Source organism: Blautia faecicola, from assembly GCF_004123145.1.
GTDB lineage: Bacteria > Bacillota > Clostridia > Lachnospirales > Lachnospiraceae > Oliverpabstia > Oliverpabstia faecicola.
Genome location: NZ_SDKC01000001.1, coordinates 108491 through 129865 on the forward strand (window position 1 = coordinate 108491; position 21375 = coordinate 129865).

Annotated in this window: 16 protein-coding genes and 1 pseudogene; 12 read left to right on the forward strand and 5 right to left on the reverse strand. The window is 47.0% G+C overall.

Going from position 1 to position 21375, the window contains the following annotated elements; genetic code table 11:
* The first annotated feature begins 149 nt into the window (after nucleotides 1-149).
* Together ETP43_RS00400 and ETP43_RS00405 are read left to right on the forward strand one after the other, a co-directional pair.
* The gene (locus ETP43_RS00400) at nucleotides 150-386 is read left to right on the forward strand and encodes a GIY-YIG nuclease family protein (RefSeq protein WP_022399617.1); all 237 of its coding nucleotides are present in this window, start codon (nucleotides 150-152) and stop codon (nucleotides 384-386) included.
* 15 nt (nucleotides 387-401) lie between these two features.
* Nucleotides 402-3338 (forward strand): DUF5722 domain-containing protein, encoded by a 2937-nt coding sequence (locus tag ETP43_RS00405; protein ID WP_129256734.1) that lies wholly within the window; start codon nucleotides 402-404, stop codon nucleotides 3336-3338.
* A gap of 279 nt (nucleotides 3339-3617) precedes the next feature.
* On the opposite strand, the gene trhA is transcribed toward ETP43_RS00405, so the two are convergent.
* Together trhA and ETP43_RS00415 are read right to left on the reverse strand one after the other, a co-directional pair.
* On the reverse strand, nucleotides 3618-4265 hold the full coding sequence (trhA, locus tag ETP43_RS00410) for a PAQR family membrane homeostasis protein TrhA (protein ID WP_022399619.1): 648 nt from the start codon (nucleotides 4263-4265) through the stop codon (nucleotides 3618-3620).
* Nucleotides 4266-4494: 229 nt separating this feature from the next.
* Nucleotides 4495-5433, reverse strand: coding sequence for a S1 RNA-binding domain-containing protein (locus ETP43_RS00415; RefSeq protein ID WP_243114141.1), 939 nt, complete (start codon nucleotides 5431-5433; stop codon nucleotides 4495-4497).
* A 274-nt stretch (nucleotides 5434-5707) separates the two neighbouring features.
* Here ETP43_RS00415 and ETP43_RS00420 point away from each other — a divergent pair, with 274 nt between their 5' ends.
* The 3 genes from ETP43_RS00420 to gdhA all read left to right on the forward strand — a co-directional run bounded on the left by ETP43_RS00420 (nucleotide 5708) and on the right by gdhA (nucleotide 9390).
* Nucleotides 5708-7354 (forward strand): putative manganese-dependent inorganic diphosphatase, encoded by a 1647-nt coding sequence (locus tag ETP43_RS00420; protein ID WP_129256735.1) that lies wholly within the window; start codon nucleotides 5708-5710, stop codon nucleotides 7352-7354.
* A gap of 11 nt (nucleotides 7355-7365) precedes the next feature.
* Nucleotides 7366-7953, forward strand: a complete 588-nt coding sequence (locus tag ETP43_RS00425; protein ID WP_129256736.1) for a flavin reductase family protein — start codon at nucleotides 7366-7368, stop codon at nucleotides 7951-7953.
* Between the two features lie 102 nt (nucleotides 7954-8055).
* Entirely contained in the window at nucleotides 8056-9390 is a 1335-nt protein-coding gene (gene gdhA / locus ETP43_RS00430) for an NADP-specific glutamate dehydrogenase (RefSeq protein ID WP_022171013.1), read from the forward strand.
* 110 nt (nucleotides 9391-9500) lie between these two features.
* Here gdhA and ETP43_RS00435 read toward each other — a convergent pair whose 3' ends face one another.
* Nucleotides 9501-10691, reverse strand: coding sequence for a DNA polymerase Y family protein (locus ETP43_RS00435; RefSeq protein ID WP_022399622.1), 1191 nt, complete (start codon nucleotides 10689-10691; stop codon nucleotides 9501-9503).
* A gap of 156 nt (nucleotides 10692-10847) precedes the next feature.
* Between ETP43_RS00435 and ETP43_RS00440 the strand changes: the two genes are divergently transcribed.
* The gene (locus ETP43_RS00440) at nucleotides 10848-12401 is read left to right on the forward strand and encodes an ASKHA domain-containing protein (RefSeq protein WP_330546556.1); all 1554 of its coding nucleotides are present in this window, start codon (nucleotides 10848-10850) and stop codon (nucleotides 12399-12401) included.
* Between the two features lie 68 nt (nucleotides 12402-12469).
* Here the strand turns inward: ETP43_RS00440 and ETP43_RS18145 are convergent, their stop codons facing one another.
* On the reverse strand, nucleotides 12470-12703 hold the full coding sequence (locus tag ETP43_RS18145; RefSeq protein WP_334295495.1) for a DUF6783 domain-containing protein: 234 nt from the start codon (nucleotides 12701-12703) through the stop codon (nucleotides 12470-12472).
* On the opposite strand from ETP43_RS18145, the gene ETP43_RS18150 reads away from it, so the two are divergent.
* Nucleotides 12623-12793, forward strand: a complete 171-nt coding sequence (locus tag ETP43_RS18150) for a DUF6783 domain-containing protein (protein ID WP_334295496.1) — start codon at nucleotides 12623-12625, stop codon at nucleotides 12791-12793. The two genes, ETP43_RS18145 and ETP43_RS18150, sit on opposite strands and share 81 nt — an antisense overlap.
* A 27-nt stretch (nucleotides 12794-12820) precedes the next feature.
* A pseudogene (locus ETP43_RS00450) lies at nucleotides 12821-13584 on the forward strand (IS5 family transposase).
* 28 nt (nucleotides 13585-13612) lie between these two features.
* On the opposite strand, the gene ETP43_RS00455 reads toward ETP43_RS00450, so the two are convergent.
* Nucleotides 13613-14989, reverse strand: coding sequence for an MATE family efflux transporter (locus ETP43_RS00455; protein ID WP_129256739.1), 1377 nt, complete (start codon nucleotides 14987-14989; stop codon nucleotides 13613-13615).
* Between the two features lie 195 nt (nucleotides 14990-15184).
* Between ETP43_RS00455 and ETP43_RS00460 the strand changes: the two genes are divergently transcribed.
* From ETP43_RS00460 to ETP43_RS00475, 4 genes are all read left to right on the forward strand, one after another.
* A complete protein-coding gene (locus ETP43_RS00460) occupies nucleotides 15185-16024 on the forward strand; it encodes a LysR family transcriptional regulator (RefSeq protein ID WP_129256740.1) in 840 nt (279 codons plus the stop codon).
* A gap of 142 nt (nucleotides 16025-16166) precedes the next feature.
* Entirely contained in the window at nucleotides 16167-16658 is a 492-nt protein-coding gene (locus ETP43_RS00465; RefSeq protein WP_129256741.1) for a shikimate kinase, read from the forward strand.
* Nucleotides 16659-16810: 152 nt separating this feature from the next.
* Nucleotides 16811-18106 carry a UDP-N-acetylglucosamine 1-carboxyvinyltransferase gene (locus tag ETP43_RS00470; protein ID WP_022399627.1) on the forward strand — a complete coding sequence of 432 codons (1296 nt, stop codon included), beginning with the start codon at nucleotides 16811-16813 and terminating at the stop codon, nucleotides 18104-18106.
* Nucleotides 18107-18365: 259 nt separating this feature from the next.
* Complete coding sequence (locus ETP43_RS00475) at nucleotides 18366-21302, forward strand: tetratricopeptide repeat protein (RefSeq protein WP_129256742.1); 2937 nt, start codon at nucleotides 18366-18368, stop codon at nucleotides 21300-21302.
* The last annotated feature ends 73 nt before the right edge of the window (nucleotides 21303-21375 follow it).

Genomic DNA, 21375 nt, shown 5'->3' on the forward strand with positions numbered 1-21375 from the left:
TTTGCTGTTGTACTGTGCCCGTGTTTTAAATCACCGAACGATGACAACGGCTATGATATCTCGGATTACCGGGATTATATCAGATCGTGTTCTTTGTGGTTCCTTTTTAGAGGAAGGATGTGTATAATAGAGAACGGGAAGTGAACAGAATGAATTATACATATATCTTAAAGTGCAGCGACGGCACATACTACACCGGATGGACGAACGATATGGCGAAGCGCCTGAAAACCCATAACGAGGGAAAAGGTGCAAAATACACAAGGGCTCGTCTGCCGGTAACGCTTGCGTACTACGAGGCTTTTGAGACGAAAGAGGAAGCCATGCGGCGCGAGTGGGAGATCAAACAGCTGTCGAGAAAAGAGAAAGAAAAGCTGATCTTATAAGAGGGAGAGGAAGGAATGAGAAAGAGAGGACATCGCCTGCTGGCGCTTGGACTTGCGGCACTGCTGGCTTTTCAGACGCCCGTAACCGTGGCGGCGGAAAATGAAGTACAGACAGAAACCGTTGCAGAAGAAGGGCAGGAGACACAGCAGGTACAGGAAACGGAACCACCGTCTGAGGAGCAGGAAAATCTGCCAGAGGGACAGGCACAGGAGAATACAGAATACACAGAAAATAATTCGGAAAACGAAGACCGGGAACAGACATCATACACCTGGAAATACGCCCCCGATATTGGATGGCAGTTATGGTCTGTGGATGAAAACAACGAGGAAAGTCTGTGCAGCCCGGGTGTCTATGCACTGGAAGATGGAATTTATTACATAAAAATATACCGGGTGCAGGAAGAAGATCCGGATGGAGAAGAGGTATGGCAGCCGGTTCTGGCAAAGGGAAGTGCGGAGATCACCGAAGAGACGCCTGTCATTTCCGAACAGAACACGGAAGGAAAGCTGGCAGCAGGAACATATTATTATTTCTATGAGTTGGATGATACCAAAGAAAATGCACACCCGGAACAGGGAAGGTATCTCACGGACACCTGGGTGCACCCCGGAGAAGATCCGACTGTCTGGTATTTTGCAAATGCAGATGGTCTGCTGGAAAATCCGCAGAATCATGCAGGACCGATGCAGAATGAAGAAGGCTATTTCTATCTGGACGCACAGGGAAAAAGTCAGGCAGGAACATTCGAGGTCGACGGGATCCGGTACACCTACGATGGAAATGGAAACCGCTATCAGATCCGGGATGGCTGGCAGAAGGAAAACGAAACGTGGTACTACATCGAGAATGGCAGTCCGGTGACCGGCTGGAAACAGATCCAGAGAAGCTGGTACTATCTGGATCCGGCAGATGGAAGCATGAAAACCGGATTTTTTCAGGATAGCAGTGGAACGTTATACTATACGGATGCCGCAGGACGGATGCTCTCGGGGAACGGGTGGAAACAGATCAGGGGAAACTGGTACTGGGTTCAGCCGAGCGGAGCAATCGCAAGAGGCTGGAAGCAGAACCGGGGAACCTGGTATTACCTGGACGCTGAATCAGGAGCGATGCATACCGGCTGGTATCAGGTAAACGGCGTCTGGTATTATTCGGACGGAAGCGGAGCGATGATGGCGAACGGCTGGCTCCGGCATGGTGGCAGCTGGTATTATCTGACCAACAGTGGATCAATGCATACCGGATGGCTGAACCAGGGAGGAACGTGGTACTATCTGAACCCGCAGAACGGAGCCATGCAGATCGGATGGTCAAAGATCGGCGGGAACTGGTATTATTTCGATGGCAGCGGCAGGATGCAGTCCGGAGGCTGGCTGCGACTGGGAAATGTCTGGTATTATCTGACGGACAGTGGAGCGATGTATACCGGATGGATCTGCCTGAACAGAACCTGGTACTGCCTGGATCCGACGAGCGGAGCGATGCAGACCGGCTGGTATCAGATCCATGGAACCTGGTATTATTCCAATGGAAGCGGAGCGATGCAGACCGGCTGGCTGGCGCAGAGCGGAAGCTGGTATTACCTGAATCCAAACGGTGCAGCACTGACCGGCTGGCAGGTGATCGGAGGAACCTGGTATTATTTTTATCCGAATTGCAGCATGGCGGCAAATACCTGGATTGATAATTATTATGTAAACTCCAACGGTGCCTGGGTGGACAGTACGGTTGTGATGCCGGATACCCTGTACAACTATCGGTTCCCGACAACGGCGACGAAGAAGGGATTGCAGGTGAAGGACGGAATGGTGGATGATGCTGCAAGCCTTGGTGTGAAACATGCGGTGATCAACATCGTGCTGAATTCGGCGGCAGCCGGCAGCGGAATCGAATATGTGTATGAAGGAAAAACATATTATATGAATACGACATATATTCATGAACTGGACCGGCAGATCAAAGAACTTCATAACAATGGCATGGTCATTACGGCGGTTATCGTGTTGCAGTGGGATTATCAGAAACAGGATCTGATCCTGCCGGGAGCAAGAACCTACGGATACAATCTGTATGGCTGGAATACCGTGGAGACGGAGGGAAGAAAACATCTTGAGGCAATCTGCTCTTTCCTGGCAAGACGGTATACGGCGCCGGATATGGGTGTGGTGAACTGGGTCTGCGGAAATGAAGTCAATGCATGGAAGGATTATCACTACTGCGGAAATATCAGTTTTGACCAGTACATGGAATATTATGCGCAGGCTTATCAGGTGCTGTATAACAGTGTCAAACATGCGTATACCAACGGACGGATCTATATGTCGATCGATCACACCTGGACGTATAACCGCAGAGCCAACTGCTATACAAGCAAGGCAGTTCTGGATTGTTTTGCACAGCTGATGAAGACCAAAGGGATCCCGGACTGGATGATTGCGTTTCACCCGTACCCGTCACCGGAATTACAGTCTGATTTCTGGAATAAAACGCTGAATGTGATCGACAGCGAGAATTCGCCGATCATTACGATGGCAAATCTGTCGTATTTTACCGATTATGTAAAGAAAAATTACGGAGAGGGAAGAAGGATCATTTTATCAGAGTGCGGATTCACCTCGGTTTCCAACGGAAATGAAAAACAGGATGTGCAGGCGGCAGCGATTGCCTACGGCTATTATCTTGCGGAGGCAAATGATATGGTGGATTCCTTTGTGGTACACCGTCAGGTGGATCACAGCGTGGAGACGGCACAGGGATTTTATCTGGGACTGTGGACCTGCAAACCGGGTGCACTCGAAACAGCGTACACCAAAAAACAGGCGTATGATGTATTCAAATACATGGACACCCGATATTATATGACCTACACCAGATTTGCCTTTCCACTGATCCAAAAAACCAGCTGGGAACAGGCGGTTCCCGGATTTAACCCGGCAAAATTCACCTGAGATCAGGAAATACAAAAACAACAAAAAACAATTTTCATATCAAAAAGACAAGTTGTATAATAAGGCTGTACCTGAAAGTTTCACAGTTCGGGTACAGTCTTTCTTTATGGGGAAAATTTGACTCGTTTGGAAAAATGTATCGGGGAAATGGAAATAAAAGTACTCCGGATATGACTTTTCTTAGCCATGTCCGGAGTGTTTTCTTGCAACATATTGATTTTTGGTTTTTGAAGATTTTACAGTTTTATAGTGCATGACACCCACGCATGCCCGCTCATATTACGCCAGCATAAACATCGTCACAAAGTGGCATGCACTTCCGCCCATCACGAACAGATGGAAAATCTCATGGGAGCCGAAATTTTTATGCTTTGCATTGAAAATCGGCACTTTCAGTGCATAAATAATACCGCCGATCGTATAGATAATGCCTCCTGCGAGAAGCCATCCGAAAGCCGGTTTGGACAGTGCGTGAAAGATCTGGGAGAATGCCAGCACACACAGCCATCCCATGCCGATGTAGATCACGGAAGAAAACCACTTCGGGCAGGTGATCCAGCAGGCTTTCACGATGATTCCAACCAGTGCCACGCTCCATACCAGGATACATAACAGCTTTCCGGTGTGACCTTTCAGAGCGATCAGGCAGATCGGTGTGTAACTTCCTGCGATCAGAACGAAGATCATCATATGATCCACTTTCTGCAGCCGTCGGTTTACCTTTGCACTGATATCCAGTGAATGGTAGGTGGTACTTGCAGTATATAAAAGAAACATACTGAGAGCAAATACAGATAATGCGATCAGGTGCAGCCAGTCCGGTTCTCGGGCTGCTTTGACCAACAGAGGGATGGTTGCAAGCAAAGCCATCATCATACCAATAAAATGAGTAATTGCACTTCCGGGATCTTTTAATTTGAATGTCATATGATCAACTCCTATCTCAAATGAAATTAAAAACTCTGTTATGTAGTTTTTGAAACTACATTATGATATTATAATATACACTTTATCAGGAAAATACAACTACTTTTTTGGAAAATGAGAAAAAAATCCCGTAAATTCCACCGGAAAATAATTTCCCCGGGAATTCACGGGATGATACGATCAGATATCTGTCATGAAGATTTACAGAAATACCGTGGTTTGACAGAACTTATGATAATTTGATATTTGCAAACAGAGAGCCAAGTGTAGTAGTAGCTTCTTCTGTCTCCGGAAGTTCATAAACCTCTTCCTCGATCTCCTGTGCAGCCACATCCTGCAGTGCTTTCATGCTGAGACTCAGTTTTCCGTCTTTGACAGCGATAACTTTCACTTTTACTTTATCGCCGACTGCCAGAACTGCGGACGGATGTTTGATCCGTTTTTCGCTGATCTGGGAGATGTGAACCAGACCGGTGAGACCGTTTCCGAGATTGACGAAAGCGCCGTATGGCTGCAGGCTTTCTACGGTTCCCTCTGTCACAAGACCAACTTCCACGTTGGATACTTTTGCGCGTCTTTCTTCATCCGCTTTTTCTCTCAGCAGTTCTCTTGCGGAGAGGATCAGACGGTTGTCCTCTTCTACGACATCAAAAACCTGTACCGGGATCTCTTTGTTCAGGTATTCGTTCAGATCTTCCACATAGTTCAGGGAAAGTTTGGAAGCCGGGATAAATCCACGGATTCCTTCCACGTATGCGATGACACCTGCATTGACGATGCCTTTTACGGTAACGTTCAGCACGGTTTTGTCTTCTTTTAACTGACGCAGTTTGTCCCATGCCAGCACATCGTTGGCTTCCACGCTGGATAACAGGATACAGCCGCGGCGATTGTCTCTGCCGATCACGGTGGCTGTGACTTCATCGCCCACATGAACTTCTTCTTTTACCATAAATCCAGGTTCTCTGCTGTAATCGGAAACTTTGATGATTCCTTCTGTATAATAGCGAAGATCCAGTGTAATTTCTTCTTCGTCCACAGCGATCACTGTACCGGTGATCATATCGCCCTCTTCGATCTTTTTAAAAGAAGCCTCCAGCTCCTTCTCATAATCTGCCATCAAAGTTGCCTCTTCGGTAACCGGTGTTACTTTGTCTTCTTCTGCCATTTGTGTTCATCCTTTCTTTGTACCGAATTTGCTGTCTCTATTATAGCGTTGTTTCACGAAATCTGGCAACAGAAAATAGAAGGATTCAGGCATAAATCAGGCACATACCGGATCGGTGTACGGGGAATAGTACATAAAAACCGATCAAATCTGTTTGCTGATTTTTTTTAAGTATGCTAATATGAAAAGCAGAAAATTATAGACCAAGCAGATCCCGGCAGAAAACAGAAGAAGTATCTGATAGATGCCGGGAACAACAGTTAGGGGATTATTTGTGAGAAAAGATAATAAAATTTATGTCATCGGACACAAGAATCCAGACACGGATTCGATCTGTTCTGCGATCGCATATGCCGACATCAAGAATCGAACAACGAAGGGAACGTATGTGGCGAAGAGAGCCGGACAGATCAACGAAGAAACAGAATTTGTACTGAAATATTTTCATGTGCCGGCACCCGGTTATCTGCCGGATGTAGGAACTCAGGTGAAAGACATGGATCTTCACGAGACACCGGGAGCGGCAAACAGCATGTCGGTCAAACGGGCATGGAAACTGATGCAGGAGCATAACGCGGTAACGCTGCCGATCACGGACAAAGAAGGAAAAGTGGAAGGCCTGATCACCACCGGAGATATCGCGAAATCCTATATGGATGCTTACGATAACACATTGCTTGCCCAGGCGCGTACCCAGTACCGGAGCATCGCGGATACCGTGGACGGACAGATCATCGTGGGAAATGAACACGGATACTTTATCAAGGGAAAAGTAGTCATGGGACTCTCCCAGCCGGATACGATGGAGAGTTTTATCGATGAAGACGATCTGGTTATTCTCGGGAACCGTGCGGAAGATCAGCTGTGTGCGATCGAAGCAAACGCAAGCTGCCTGATCGTGTGTCTGGGAGCGAAAGTCGGAAAAACGATCCAGAAACTGGCAGAGGAGAGAAATCAGGTGATCATTTCCACACCGTACGATTCGTTCACCGTTGCCCGCCTGATCCACCAGAGTATTCCGATCAAGTATTTTATGAAAAAAGACAATCTGGTGATCTTCCGGAGTGATGATTTTACCGATAAGATCAAAGATATCATGACGAAGACCCGTTACCGTGCATTCCCGGTGGTCAACACCCGTGGAAAATACATCGGTACCGTTTCCCGTCGAAACTTCATGAGTATCAAGAAAAAGCAGCTGATCCTGGTTGATCATAACGAGAGATCCCAGGCGGTTGACAATATCGAAGAGGCAGAGATCCTGGAGATCCTGGATCATCACAGAATCGGTTCACTGGAGACTTTCCAGCCGATCATGTTCCGCAACCAGCCGGTAGGCTGTACCGCAACTATCATGTATGAGATCTACGCGGAAAAATACCTGGAGATCCCGGAAAATATCGCCGGACTTCTGTGTGCAGCGATCCTGTCAGATACGTTGATGTTCCGCTCACCGACCTGTACGGAACGTGATAAAGAGGCAGCGCAGGAACTGGCAAAGATCGCCAAGATCGAGATCGAAAGCTTTGCCAATAAAATGTTCCGTGCCGGAAGCAATCTGAGCAGCAAGACACCGGAAGAAATCTTTTATCAGGATTATAAGAAATTTATCGTGGATGACCTGGCATTCGGTGTGGGACAGATCAGCTTCATGTCCGAGGAAGAACTGCAGACGGTCAAAGACCGCCTGATGCCGTATATGGAAAAAGAATGTGGCAAACATGGAATCAAGATGGTGTTCTTCATGCTGACCAACATCATCAAGGAGTCCACGGAACTTCTGTGTTACGGAGAGGGATCGGATGGACTGGTATATGAGGCATTCGGAGAGAAAGTGGAAGACAGTTCCTGTCGTCTGGAAGGTGTGGTATCGAGAAAAAAACAGCTGATTCCGAAGTTTATGAATGCATTACAGCAGTAAAGGAAAAATATATGGCGAAACAACAGTGGAAACCCGGCAACATGCTGTATCCGCTTCCGGCGGTTATGGTATCGGTGCGGGATAACGAAGGAAAAGACAATATCATTACCGTAGCGTGGGCAGGTACGGTGTGTACCAACCCGCCGATGGTATCTATTTCGGTGCGGCCGGAGCGCTATTCGTATCATATGATCGAAGAGAGCGGTGTTTTTGTGATCAATCTGACTACGGAAACACTTACGTATGCGACCGATTACTGCGGTGTCCGTTCCGGAAAAGACGTGGATAAATTCAAAGAGATGAAACTGACCTGTGTGGAAGCCTCCCAGGTGAACTGTGGAATGATCGGGGAGTCACCGGTGAATATCGAGTGTAAGGTCGTAAAAACAGAGAAGCTTGGTTCCCACCACATGTTTCTTGCACAGGTAGTTGCTGTTCATGCAGACGAAGATTATATGGATGAAAATGGCCGGTTTGATCTGAACAGCGCACACCCGATGGTGTATTCCCATGGAACGTACTATGGTGTAGGAAAGCAGCTCGGTACTTTCGGGTACAGTGTGAGAAAACGTAAATCCAAGCGAAAAAGTAGGAAATAGGTCGAAAAAACGAAAATTTTTTCTTGTGTTTAACACTTTACCATGCTATAATGTCTGCGTATTCAAAAAGCAATGAGCAAATTCTAAGGAGGAACGTGTAACATGTCTTATGTAGATGAAGTATATGAAAACGTTGTGGCTAAAAATCCTAACGAACCAGAATTCCACCAGGCTGTCAAAGAAGTACTGGATTCTCTGCGTCCGGTAATTGATGCAAATGAAGAAAAGTACAGAAAAGAAGCTTTGCTGGAGCGTATCGTTGAGCCTGAAAGAGTTATTATGTTCCGTGTACCGTGGGTAGATGATCAGGGCCAGGCACATGTAAACAAAGGATATCGTGTACAGTTCAACAGTGCAATCGGACCTTACAAAGGAGGTCTTCGTCTGCATCCATCAGTAAACCTGGGTATCATCAAATTCCTGGGATTTGAGCAGATCTTCAAAAACTCCCTGACCGGACTGCCAATCGGTGGTGGTAAAGGTGGTTCTGATTTCGATCCGAAAGGAAAATCTGATCGTGAAATCATGAAATTCTGCCAGAGCTTTATGACAGAACTGAGCAAACACATCGGCGCAGATACCGACGTACCGGCTGGTGATATCGGAACCGGCGCAAGAGAGATCGGTTACATGTTTGGTCAGTACAAGAGACTGAGAAACGTATACGAAGGAGTTCTGACAGGTAAAGGACTGACCTATGGTGGATCTCTGGCAAGAACAGAAGCTACCGGTTATGGTCTGCTGTACCTGACACAGGAACTGTTAAAATTAAATGGTATCGACATCGCAGGAAAGACTGCAGTTGTATCCGGTGCAGGTAACGTAGCAATCTACGCAATCCAGAAAGCACAGCAGCTGGGGGTAAAAGTTCTGACCTGTTCTGATTCTACCGGTTGGGTTTACGATCCGGACGGAATCGATGTAGCACTTCTGAAAGAGATCAAAGAAGTGAAGAGAGCAAGACTGACAGAGTATGTAAAAGTTCGCACAAACGCTGAATACCATGAAGGAAGAGGTGTATGGCAGATCAAAGCTGATCTGGCACTGCCATGTGCAACACAGAACGAACTGCATCTGGAAGATGCAAAACAGCTGGTAGCAAACGGAACCATCGCAGTATGCGAAGGTGCTAACATGCCTACCACTCTGGAAGCTACACAGTATCTGCAGGCAAACAACGTAATCTTTGCTCCTGGTAAAGCAGCAAACGCCGGTGGTGTAGCAACATCCGCACTGGAAATGTCTCAGAACAGCGAGAGACTGAGCTGGACATTCGAAGAAGTAGATGCAAAACTGAAAAACATCATGATCAACATCACTCACAATATGGATGATGCAGCAAAACGTTACGGATTCGAAGGCAACTATGTAGTAGGTGCCAACATCGCCGGATTCGAAAAAGTTGCTGATGCTATGTTAGCTCAGGGTATCTGCTAATTTTCAAACGTAAGTAATAAGTAATGTTCAAACAATAAACAGAAATCCCCGCAGTGGATATTCAACGTCCACTGTGGGGATTTCTCGTTTATGCGAATAAAGAGTTAAAGTCAGTGAATCCCTTTCTGTATCAGATCTTTCCCGAATTTTTCCCGGATCTTGTCCATTGCCCGTTCCATCTTCTGCTCTTTTTCAATGGCTTTCGGATCATAACTGAACAGATCGAGCTGTACCGGTTCATCAGCATCCGTCAGCTTTCCGGCGCGAACTCCCAGTAAACGGATCGGGTTTCCGTTCCAGAGCGTATCAAAAAGATGACAGGCTGCGCGATACAGTTTTTTCCCATCCTGCGTCGGTGAGGATAACGGCATCTGACGGGTGTATTTTTCAAAGGTCGCGTATTTGATCTCCACGCACAGGTTATTGGCAGATTGTCCGGCCTTTTCGAGACGGTGTCCTACTTTGGTGGAGAGCTGCAGGAGAATGGGGTATGCTTCCTGCGCGGTCGTAAGATCACTGGCGAGCGTGGTGGAATTGCCGATTCCTTTCGCCTGAGACGGTTCGCTCTCCAGAGTAGAATTATCGATTCCATTTGCATATTTCCACAGCATTTTGCCGTGGCTTTTCAGATGCATGGTCAGGATTGCCGGATCCATCTTTGCCAGATCGCCAATGGTACGGATTTCGAGTTTCTGAAGAACCGCAACGGAGGCATGTCCTGCCATGAACAGACTGCTGATCGGCAGCGGCCACATTTTCTGCTGGATCTCCTCAGGAAAAAGCGTGTGCGTCTTATTCGGCTTTTCAAAATCAGAAGCCATCTTTGCCAGAACTTTATTCGAAGAAATCCCGACGTTGACCGTAAAACCGAAATGGCTGTAAATATAGTTGCGGATGTAGGCAGCCCCTTCTTCCGGTGAGGAAAAACGGGAAGCGATCGAAGTGTAGTCGAGAAAACACTCGTCCACACTGACCTGTTCAATCTCCGGTGTCAGTGTGCGGAGAAAACCGACAAACTGTTTGCTGTGGCGGCTGTAAGAGTCGTGGTCAGGAGGAACGATAGTGAGTGTCGGACATTTTTTCAGAGCATTTGCCACCGGTTCTGCGGTGTGAATATGATACATGTTTTTTGCCGGCAGAGACTTTGCCAGAACGATCCCATGGCGGGTCTTGCGGTTGCCGCCGATGATCGCGGGAATCGTCCGGATATCCACGCTGTCCGGATTTGCCTGTAAGAGATCAATTGCGCTCCAGCTCAGATATGCGGAATTGACATCGATATGAAAAATGATGCGATCCATGAATGTCCTCCTTTCTGCGGATATCCGCATCTGTTACCAGAAAGTATGTTCTTATATAAAATTAAGTATACGTTAATTGGATCTCCGACGCAATCCATAACTTGGTTATTTGGGAAGAAAGAGGTATAATAGAAGCAACGCAATAGAAAAAGAGGAATAATCATGGACGGAATCAGTAAAAAAATATATCTGGAACTTCAGGCTCCGACCGAGGACGATAACCGGTCCGATCAGAGAAGGATCCAGGACGGATTAAAGGAACAGGGGATTGAGGCAAAAGTAAGCCTGCGGGTACTGCGAAAACTATATCCGCTGTGCGAAGAGGCAGAGTGGAAAGTGACCGTGTCGCTGGCGTGGGACGGTCAGACGTGGCATGGCGTGGATCTGGAAGCGGGAGATACCACCGGGTTACATTACGGTGTGGCGGTGGATCTGGGAAGCACCACCGTGGTTGCCCGTCTGGTGGACTGCGCGACAGGAAAGATCCTGGGCGAAACCAGCACGTTCAACGGGCAGATCCCCTATGGAACGGACATTCTGACCAGAATCTTTCACTGTCAGGAAGACCGTGGAACGCTGGAGATCCTTCGAAAAGCAGCGGCAACCAGCATTACCACCTGTGTGAGAGAACTGGAAGCACAGCAGCAGTTACCGGAAAACAGCTGTATCGCGATGGCAATCGGGGGCAATACAACGATGATTCATTTTCTGCTTGGGATGGATGCGTTCTGTGTCTTCCACACTCCGTATGCGGTGCACGCAGACCAGCCCGGATTTCTCCCGGCAAGAGATCTGGAACTGCCGGTGAAGGGATATGTTTACATTTATCCGGCAAAGTCCAATTACCTGGGCGGCGATATCATCAGCGGCATGGTGGCTACGGGAATCTATAAAAAAGAGAAGATCAACGCTTTTTTCGATATCGGAACGAACGGGGAACTCGTACTGGGGAACCGGGATTTTCTGTTATGCGGTGCGGGAGCTGCGGGACCTGCACTGGAAGGCGGTGTGGTAAAGACGGGCATGCGCGCGATGGAAGGCGCGGTGGATCGGGTAAAAATGGAAGATGGAGAACTGCACTGCCACGTGATCGGGGAGGCAACGGCGAAAGGAATCTGCGGATCCGGGATTGTGGATCTTCTGGCGGAATTGTTTTTGCATGGATGGATCGATATCCGGGGGATCTTACAGCCGGAGAAAAGCCGGTGGATCGTGGAGAAAGACGGGATGCTGGCGGTGAACTATGCACCGGAGCTGTATTTTTACCAGGGTGACATCGAAGAATTTATCCGGACAAAAGCGGCGGCATACACGATGGTGGCGATCATGCTGCGGGAGTCCGGGATCGAACTTTCGGAACTGGAAGGATTCTATGTGGCGGGCGCTTTTGGAAAACATGTGTCCAAAGAATCCGCGATCGCTATCGGCATGTACCCGGACATGGAACGGGATCGGATCATCCATGCGGGCAATTCTTCCCTGGAAGGTGCGGTATGTGCACTGCTGGATCGCGGTGTGGCAAAAGAAGTGGAGGAGATCCTGGAGAAAATGGTATATATCCAGTTCGCAGCGGTAGAAGATTTTCTGAATACAATGGTGGCAGCACAGGCACTTCCCCATACCGATCTGGAGCGGTATCCTACGGTGAAGGAGAAACTGGAACGGCTCCGAGAAGAAGAGAGAGCAGCGGATGTTCAGAAACAGAAATAAGAAGATTTGAATAAAAAATAAAAAACTTCAGCAGACAGAAGAAAGCTATTGTGTCTGCTGGAGTTTTTTTATGGAGTAAAGAAACCAAGATTATATTGCAGATGTTTGCGGTGGCGTATGAATCTTGCTGTGGATCTGCAATGATATCTGAAATTAAAATTATGTAAACTAGAGCGTGTTTGAAAAATCATTCCTGCAATCCGCACGCCCCACTTTGCGGCATATTTTACCTTCATTCGGTTGACGTAGCCCGCTACGCCGCCCTCATTCAGGAAAAATCTCCCACAAACTGTGACGCACATCTTGCAGAAAGCCTTTTTCAAACACGCTCTAGAGCGTGTTTGAAAAATAAAAATTGCACAAAACGCATGTTTCATTTCCCTTTTTCATGATAAAATAAAGAAAAAGGGGTGTTCACTATGTTGAGACGATATGAGTTAACAGATGAAGAATGGAACCGCATTGCACCGTTACTCCCGCCTGAAAATACAGGGAAACAGGGACGTCCACGAAAAGATAACCGCATCATTCTTAATGGGATGGTCTGGTTGGCACGCAGTGGTGCACCCTGGCGAGATCTCCCAGAACGTTATGGATCCTGGCAAACCGTATATAGTCGTTTTCGCAAATGGATTGATGATGGGATTCTGGATAATATTTTTCGCGTTCTAAGTCTGGAAGCTGAATTGGAAGAACTATCTATAGATGCTTCTATTGTTCAGGCTCACCAGCATAGTGCAGGTGCTAAAAAGGGGGGCTCCCAAATGAAGTCGGACATAGCCGTGGAGGAGCCAGTACCAAAATCCATGCAGTAGTAGATGCCTATGGGTATCCGGTGTATTTTATGATCAGTGAAGGGCAGCGTAATGATATCAATTACGCAATCCCTTTGTTGGATCATATCCGAATAGATGGCAGCAAGGTTCTGGCGGACCGTGGATACGATAGTAATCAACTGATGGATTACATTTACGACCACGGAGGAGAGCCGACCATTCCATCCCGTCGAGGAGCTAAATTTGACCGTTGTTGCGATTGGTGGCTTTACAAGGAAAGACATCTGGTCGAAAATTATTTTTTGAAATTGAAAGCATTTCGCCGAATAGCAACACGTTATGATAAATTAGCATTCACCTACTTAGGCTTCTTATGTATCGTTTCAATATTAATTTGGTTAAAATGAACAACTTAAAATGTTTTTCAAACACGCTCTAGCAATCAGAATTTTCCTTTGCCATTCGTTTCAGCTCCGGCATTACCGTACACAGCATCACGATGAAGCAGGCGCTTCCGCCAAGCACATTGGATACCGGTTCTGCGAGGAAGACACCGTCACTTCCCATATGGAACAGATACGGAAGGATGTAGGTAAGCGGAACCACGATGATGACCTTGCGAAGCAGAGAGAAGAAAATCGCGAATTTTTTCTTGCCCAGTGACTTGAACATCGTCTGTCCCACATACTGGAGTGCCTGAAAAACAAAGGCTCCGAAGTACAGTTTCAGTGCCGGGATCGCATCGGTGAGCAGCGCCTGGTCGGAACTGAAGATACCGATCAGGAAACGCGGTGCAAACAGGATCACGCCCCAGGCGAGCAGTGTATACAGGATCGCCATCACGCTCATGGTGAGCCAGGACTGGAACACTCTCTTAGGCCGGCGTGCGCCATAGTTATAACTGATGACCGGGGAGGAACCTTCGGTAATGGCATGGATCGGTGTATCGATGATCTGTCGGATACTCGATACGATCGTCATCACGGAGATATACAGATCGCCTCCGGTGACCGAAAGTACATTGTTGCAGCAGATCGTCACCAGACTGTTGGTAAGCTGCATGATAAAACCTGCGGTTCCGAGGCTGATAATATTTTTTGCCCGCCTTCCGCAGTCACGGATCTCTTCTTCGGACAGAAGACGGACTTTCAATTCGGTCTTTTTCCGCAGAAAATACAGGACAAACGCTGCGGAAAGAATCTGTGATAACACCGTAGCGATCGCCGCACCGCGGATACCGAGTCCGAACACAAAGATAAAAACCGGATCCAGGATCAGGTTGGCAATTGCACCGATCGCTACAGAAAACATCCCTGTGGTGGCGTATCCCTGCGCATTGATAAATGGATTCATACCGGTAGAAACCATAGAAGGAAAAGTTCCGATCAGATAAATCATCAGATAAGGATACGCGTAGATCAGTCCGTTTTCCGAACTTCCGAACAGAAGCAGAATCGGTTTCGCAAAGATCATACCGACAGCCATCAGAAGCAGGGCACAGACACAGATCAGAAAGAATGAGGTATTCATGATCATCGAAGCCTCTTTCGTATCTTTTCTTCCACGCTCGATCGAAAAAAGCGGCGCACCGCCGGAACCGAAGAGGTTACTGAAAGCAAGAATAATCGTAATGATCGGAAAACACAGCCCGACAGCTCCAAGCGCTGTGGTTCCCACATCCGGGATCCTTGCAATATAGATTCGGTCCACAATATTGTAGAGCAGGCTTAAAACCTCCGCCACAAGCATCGGAATGGAAGCCCGCAAGATATTATCGGTGATTTTCCCATGTTCAAAGTCAATCTGTTTCATGATAAAACTCCTTTGCGTATGAGGTAGATGATGCAGGTATATGCGTTGTGCTACCGTCATGCATCTGTGTAAAATTTAGGTAAATTGCTGTTGCGCTTTTAGTGTAGCACAGATTATAATATATGAAAAATATTGTTTTTATATAAATAAAAAATAATTTCTATATAGATATGAGAAAGGAAAACGGAGGAAACTATGGAGATCAAACAGCTGGAATATTTTCGGGCAATTGTAGATGAGGGAACCATCAGCGGTGCGGCCAGAGCCCTGCATATGACACAGCCGCCGCTTAGTTATCAGATGAAAATGCTGGAAGAAGAACTGCAGGTACGCCTGTTTGTACGGGGGAGCAAACATATCCGGCTGACAGAGGCGGGAAAAGCACTGTATGTGCGGGCGGAAAGTCTTCTTACCATGACCGATATTACGAAAAGAGAAGTGATCAAAGTTAGCCAGGCAACGACGATCCATCTCGGCGTGACGCCATCCACGGTGAATATGATGGCAAAATATCTGGTAAAATACACCAATCATCATCCGGACATTCGTTTTGTGATCCATGATGGATCTACCTTTACATTAAAAGACGAACTGGAAAACGGAATCCTTGATGTAACGACACTTCGTACTCCTATTGCTTTAAATGGATTCTGTTCCAAACTGCTGAAACAGGAACAATTGCTGGCAATGGTTCCACAGGGGCAGGCAGAAGCAGGATGCCGGGAACTGACACTGGAAGAACTGGCGGGACATCATCTGATCCTTTCCAAGCGTCACAGAAAGTATGTGCTGTCCATTTTTGAAAAACACGGTCTGTCCAGCGATGTTTATTATGAATGTGAGGATGCAAGAACAGCCATGAGCCTGGCAGCCAGCGGACTGGGGACAGCGATTCTTCCGGCGTCTATGAAAGATCAGTCGGAAAAAATCTGTCCGGTTCCGATCAGAGAGAAGGAACTGACGACGGATGTTCTGCTGGTGTGGAGAAACGAAGAACATTCGGATGTAGTAGAATCCTTTATTCGTGAGTTTTAAGTTCCCTTACAGGCAGAATTGTGGTATGATTAAAAAAATGTGTCAGGACACATTCTTTGTTATCCAATAACAAACAGGAATAAAAACTTGTATTAACCAAGATAATATGATAAAATGATAAGCTGCGATAAGGATGAGAGATATGAAGAACATAGTATTAATCGGAATGCCCGGAGTCGGAAAAAGTACCATTGGAGTAATTCTTGCAAAAGAATTAGGATATCAGTTTGTAGACGCAGACCTGCTGATTCAGGAGCAGGAGAAGAGATTATTAAAAGAAATTATCAGTGAAGAGGGCATCGAAGGCTTTATTGCAATTGAAAATCAGGTGAATGCTTCGATCGAAGCGGACCGCACAGTAATTGCCACAGGAGGCAGCGTGGTATACGGAAAAGAGGCTATGGAGCATCTTGGAGAGATTGCCACGGTCATTTATCTGAAACTTTCTTACAAAGCCCTGAGAAAACGTCTGGGCAACCTGAAGAACCGCGGCGTGGTTTTACGGGACGGACAGACATTGAAGGACCTGTATGAAGAGCGTGTGGTACTGTATGAAAAATATGCAGATATCACAATTGATGAGGAAAATAAAAATTTAGAGGAGACTTTACAGAGTATTATCGATACGCTGTAAAAGTATTTGGAAAAGTTCAGTGGACAATATGAACAAAAAGATAAGAAATCTTTAAAATTTATTTACAAAGACTTTGATTTGTTATAACATAAAAATGAATGAGAGGGCTTATCGGGACTTGTATTGGGCTGAATAAAACATAGAGGTGAACTATGGATCAGTATATTATTAAGGGTGGAAACCCGTTAGTTGGAGAAGTAGAGATTGGCGGAGCAAAGAATGCAGCACTTGCGATTCTGGCAGCCGCTATTATGACAGATGATACCGTCCGGCTGGAAAATCTTCCGGATGTCAATGATATAAATGTACTTTTAGAGGCCATCGGAGGAATCGGAGCAAAGGTGGAGCGTGTAGACCGCCACACTGCAGTGATCAACGGTTCCACGATCGGTGATATCAGTGTAGATTACGAATATATTAAGAAAATCCGTGCATCCTACTATCTGTTGGGCGCACTTCTTGGAAAATACAAAAAAGCAGAAGTACCTCTGCCAGGTGGCTGTAACATCGGAAGCCGTCCGATCGACCTGCATCTGAAGGGATTCCGTGCCCTGGGTGCGACTGTTGATATCAAATACGGTGCCATCGTGGCATCCGCACCGAATGGACTTCACGGAACCCATATTTTCATGGACACCGTGTCAGTAGGTGCAACGATCAATATTATGATGGCAGCTTCCATGGCAAAGGGAAACACCATCATTGAAAATGCAGCAAAAGAACCGCATGTGGTAGATACCGCGAACTTCCTGAACAGCATGGGTGCCAATATCAAGGGTGCCGGTACGGATGTGATCCGTATCCGTGGTGTGGAAACACTGCACAGTACCACATATTCTATCGTACCGGATATGATCGAGGCGGGAACCTATATGTTCGCTGCAGCGGCAACACGGGGTGATATTCTGATCAAGAATGTGATTCCGAAGCATCTGGAAGCGATCACCGCAAAATTAGAAGAGATCGGATGCGAGGTAGAAGAATTTGACGATGCAGTCCGTGTGATCTCGGCAAAGAAACTGCGCAGAACTCATGTAAAGACACTGCCGTATCCGGGATATCCTACCGATATGCAGCCGCAGATCGCCGTGACACTGGCGCTGGCAACCGGAACCAGTATCGTCACAGAGAGTATCTTTGAAAACCGCTTCAAATATGCGGACGAGCTTACCCGTATGGGCGCTTCTGTGAAAGTAGAAGGCAATACAGCGATCATTGACGGCGTGGAAAAACTGACAGGAGCAAGAGTCAGCGCACCGGATCTTCGTGCAGGTGCGGCACTGGTAATCGCCGGACTGGCAGCAGAAGGAATTACGATCGTAGATGATATCGTATATATCCAGCGTGGATATGAGGATTTTGAAGGAAAACTGAGAAGCCTGGGCGCAGAGATCGAACGTGTGACCAGTGAAAAAGAAATTCAGAAGTTTAAACTGAGAATCGGGTGACAGAAGAACCGAAAAGGGGGGCCTGACTCCCGTATACATAAGAGGGGTGTTGTCAGAAGGCGGCATCCCTTGTTTACTTTCCAGAAAATTAATTTCGTTCTTCTATTCATACATTTTATCAATAACTGTGCCGGTACAGGGCAGTTATATTTTGACAAGAAACAGGCAGTATGATACACTTAAAAAGATTATGGATAACTATAAAAATAAGTAACTGTGAAAGTCTCAGACAGTTACAGATTTGATAGAAAAAGCAGAGGTGAGTACAGTGGATAAGACAGAATACCATTTGAAATTGGAGGAAATCAACAGACTTGTGGACGCACAGGATTATGAAGGGGCTCTTACGATTGCCGATTCCATCGACTGGCGCAGAGTAAAGAGTGTGCGGACATTGTGTATGGTAGCAGATATCTACGAAGTGAATGGTGAGCTGGAACAAAGCATGAAGATGCTACAGCTGGCATACAAACGTTCATCCATCGGAAAGATGATTCTGTACCGTCAGGTGGAACTGGCTTTGAAGATGGGGTTAAATGATGATGCCGTAAAATATTATAATCAGTATCTGGAAACGGCATCCAACGATACCTCCAAATACATTCTGAAATACAAGATTTACAAAGCAAAGAAAGCACCTCTGGAAGATCAGATTGAGATCCTGGAGGAGTATAAAGAACGGGAATATACGGAACGCTGGGTATACGAACTGGCAAAGCTGTATAAGAAAGCAGGACAGGAAAAGAAATGTATCGAAACCTGTGACGATCTGGTTCTGTGGTTTGGCGAGGGTAAATATGTAACCAAGGCGATGGAACTGAAGATGACTTATACACCGCTGTCACCGTCCCAGAAAGAGAAATATGAGAAGGCGAAAGCGGCTGGAGAGACCAGTGCGAAACCGCAGCAGACGGAAGAAGTGAAAAATACGATTCTGCCGGGGGTATCTGCGGCAGCGATGGCAAATCTTCAGAAAGCGGAAGAAGTACGGGAACAGGCGCAGGAAGAAGCAGCGGCAACTGTGGAGGATGCACAGGGAACCACGGAAACGGTAACCGTTGTGGAGACAGAGCCTGTAAGACCGGAGCCGGAGATTCCTCATATTGATACCGAAAAGCTTCAGGAACGTCTTTCCAAGAGCTTCCAGGAGATTCTTTCCGGATTCAACCGTACCAAGGCGGTAGATGCTTTTGAGGCACTGGGAAGAGCCGCAGGAGCAGAGATTCCACAGGAACCGCAGGAGGAAGAAAATATTGAAGATTATCATGTACAGGATCTCGAACCGGAGGCTGTAAACGAAGGCATTATTTCTGCGGACAGCGGGGTTGCCGGCGTGAGCAGAACCGAGATGGACGAACTGGAAATGATAGAAAAACCGAAGGTGGAAAAACCGGAGGATAAAGAAATTGTCAGTGTACAGGAAGTAGATCTGGATGCGTTGTTTGCAGAGACTTCTTCTTCCCTGGCAAAAGAAGCGGGCGGAGAAGTACCGGCAGAGGAATCTGCGGAAGAACCGACCGTGGAAGAGGTAACGACAGAAGAGATCATCGGGGAACCGGAAGATGTGGTCGCCGAGGAAACCGTGGATGCATCCGGTGCGGTTCTGGAAGAAGAAACTGTTGCAGAGCCGGAGGATGTAATCATTGAAGAACCGGCAGTGGAAGAGACAGAATCAGAACTGACAGATACGGCTGAAGAAGAACCGGAGACAGAAGCTATTGTGGAAGAAAGGGAAGAGATTCCGGCAGAAACTGTAGAAGAGGAAAACGTCGAAGAAGACACGATTCAGGAGGTACCGGAAGAAAAATCAGCAGAAGATATCGCCGCAGATGAAGCTATGGCAGCTTTTGAAGCGAGTCTTTCCAATATTTCTCTGGACTTCGGAGAAGAAAACGGGGATTCGACGGAAGTGCCGGAAGCAGCGGACGCGGAACCGGAAGCGCCTGTGGAAGTAACGGAAGAACAGGCTGCTGAAGAAGAAACGGTCACAGAACCGGAAGAGTCAGAGGAAACGGAAGATCTGGATGCAACGAGAATCATTCCGGATATAACAGCACAGAGCGCAGAGCAGGAGACGCCGGGAGAAACACAGGAATTTAATCTGGAAAAAGAACTGCGGGCAGCTCTTGGAAGCCTGGAAGTATTCCAGGAGCAGAAAGAGGAACAGCAGCCGGTAAGTCTGGAACTGGAACCGGAGACACCGTCTGTAGAAGAAGTTACTTTTGCGGATGAGAAAACAGAACCGTCGGCAGAAGAAAATATTGCAGAAGAATCACATACAGAAGCTGATGACACCGACGAAGAAGAGCCGGAGGAGACAGAGAACGATCATATCGAAAAGATGCTGGCAGAAGCAGAGATGCAGCCGGATATCAGTGATATGACGGTAGAACGAGAGACACCGGAGGAAAAACGCCAGCGGATCCTGAACAATACCAGACCGGAACGTCTGACCGCAGAACAGAAACAGTTGTTTTCCTATTTTGCAAAAGTACCTGGTATGGATGAACAGATCCTGGATGCGATCCAAGGAGCGTATGAACACGCGAGTGAGAAGACCTCTCATCGTGGAAATATCGCGATCATGGGAAGCCACGGAACCGGAAAAACCCGTCTGAGCGAAGGACTTGTGAAAGCGATCTGTAAAGAACTGGGTCTGAAAGCAGTCAAATACGCAAACCTGGATGCGTCTGACATCAACAGAAAAGATCCGGCAACCATCATCAGCAAGATGGCAGGAGGATTTCTTCTGATCGAGCGTGCAAGCTTTATGACACCGGAGACCATCGAGAAACTTTCTCAGGCGATGGATTTCCGTACAGACAGTCTGATTCTTCTGATCGAGGATGACAAAGCGAACATGCGTAAGATGCTGGCAGATTATCCGGAATTTGCAGAGAAATTCGAAACGGTGATCTCGATCCCGGTATTTACCAACGATGAGCTGGTAACCTTTGCAAGAACGTATGCAAGAGAAAATGGTTTCCGGATGGATGAGATGGGTGTACTTGCCCTCTATACCATGATCGGTGACAACCAGAAAGAAGACGAACCGATCACCGTCGGAAAAGTAAAAGAGATGGTAGACGGAGCGATCCGAAAAGCAAGCGGCGTCAAACTGGGAAGAAAACTTTCCAAACGTCACACGGATGCAGAAGGACGGATTCTTCTTTACGAAAAGGATTTTGACTTATAAAAGAACACGTAACTGTTCAGTACCTTCACAGTTACAAGAACATGACAATATGGGGCATGGCGACAGAAAGCTA

Coding starts and splice junctions, on each gene's coding strand:
- ETP43_RS00460 (WP_129256740.1), top strand. CDS start 15,185: ATGGAGATCAAACAGCTGGAATATTTTCGGGCAATTGTAGATGAGGGA.
- ETP43_RS00415 (WP_243114141.1), bottom strand. CDS start 5,433: ATGGCAGAAGAAGACAAAGTAACACCGGTTACCGAAGAGGCAACTTTG.
- ETP43_RS00435 (WP_022399622.1), bottom strand. CDS start 10,691: ATGGATCGCATCATTTTTCATATCGATGTCAATTCCGCATATCTGAGC.
- ETP43_RS00465 (WP_129256741.1), top strand. CDS start 16,167: ATGAAGAACATAGTATTAATCGGAATGCCCGGAGTCGGAAAAAGTACC.
- ETP43_RS00405 (WP_129256734.1), top strand. CDS start 402: ATGAGAAAGAGAGGACATCGCCTGCTGGCGCTTGGACTTGCGGCACTG.
- ETP43_RS00470 (WP_022399627.1), top strand. CDS start 16,811: ATGGATCAGTATATTATTAAGGGTGGAAACCCGTTAGTTGGAGAAGTA.
- gdhA (WP_022171013.1), top strand. CDS start 8,056: ATGTCTTATGTAGATGAAGTATATGAAAACGTTGTGGCTAAAAATCCT.
- ETP43_RS18145 (WP_334295495.1), bottom strand. CDS start 12,703: ATGTGCGTCACAGTTTGTGGGAGATTTTTCCTGAATGAGGGCGGCGTA.
- ETP43_RS00425 (WP_129256736.1), top strand. CDS start 7,366: ATGGCGAAACAACAGTGGAAACCCGGCAACATGCTGTATCCGCTTCCG.
- ETP43_RS00455 (WP_129256739.1), bottom strand. CDS start 14,989: ATGAAACAGATTGACTTTGAACATGGGAAAATCACCGATAATATCTTG.
- ETP43_RS00400 (WP_022399617.1), top strand. CDS start 150: ATGAATTATACATATATCTTAAAGTGCAGCGACGGCACATACTACACC.
- trhA (WP_022399619.1), bottom strand. CDS start 4,265: ATGACATTCAAATTAAAAGATCCCGGAAGTGCAATTACTCATTTTATT.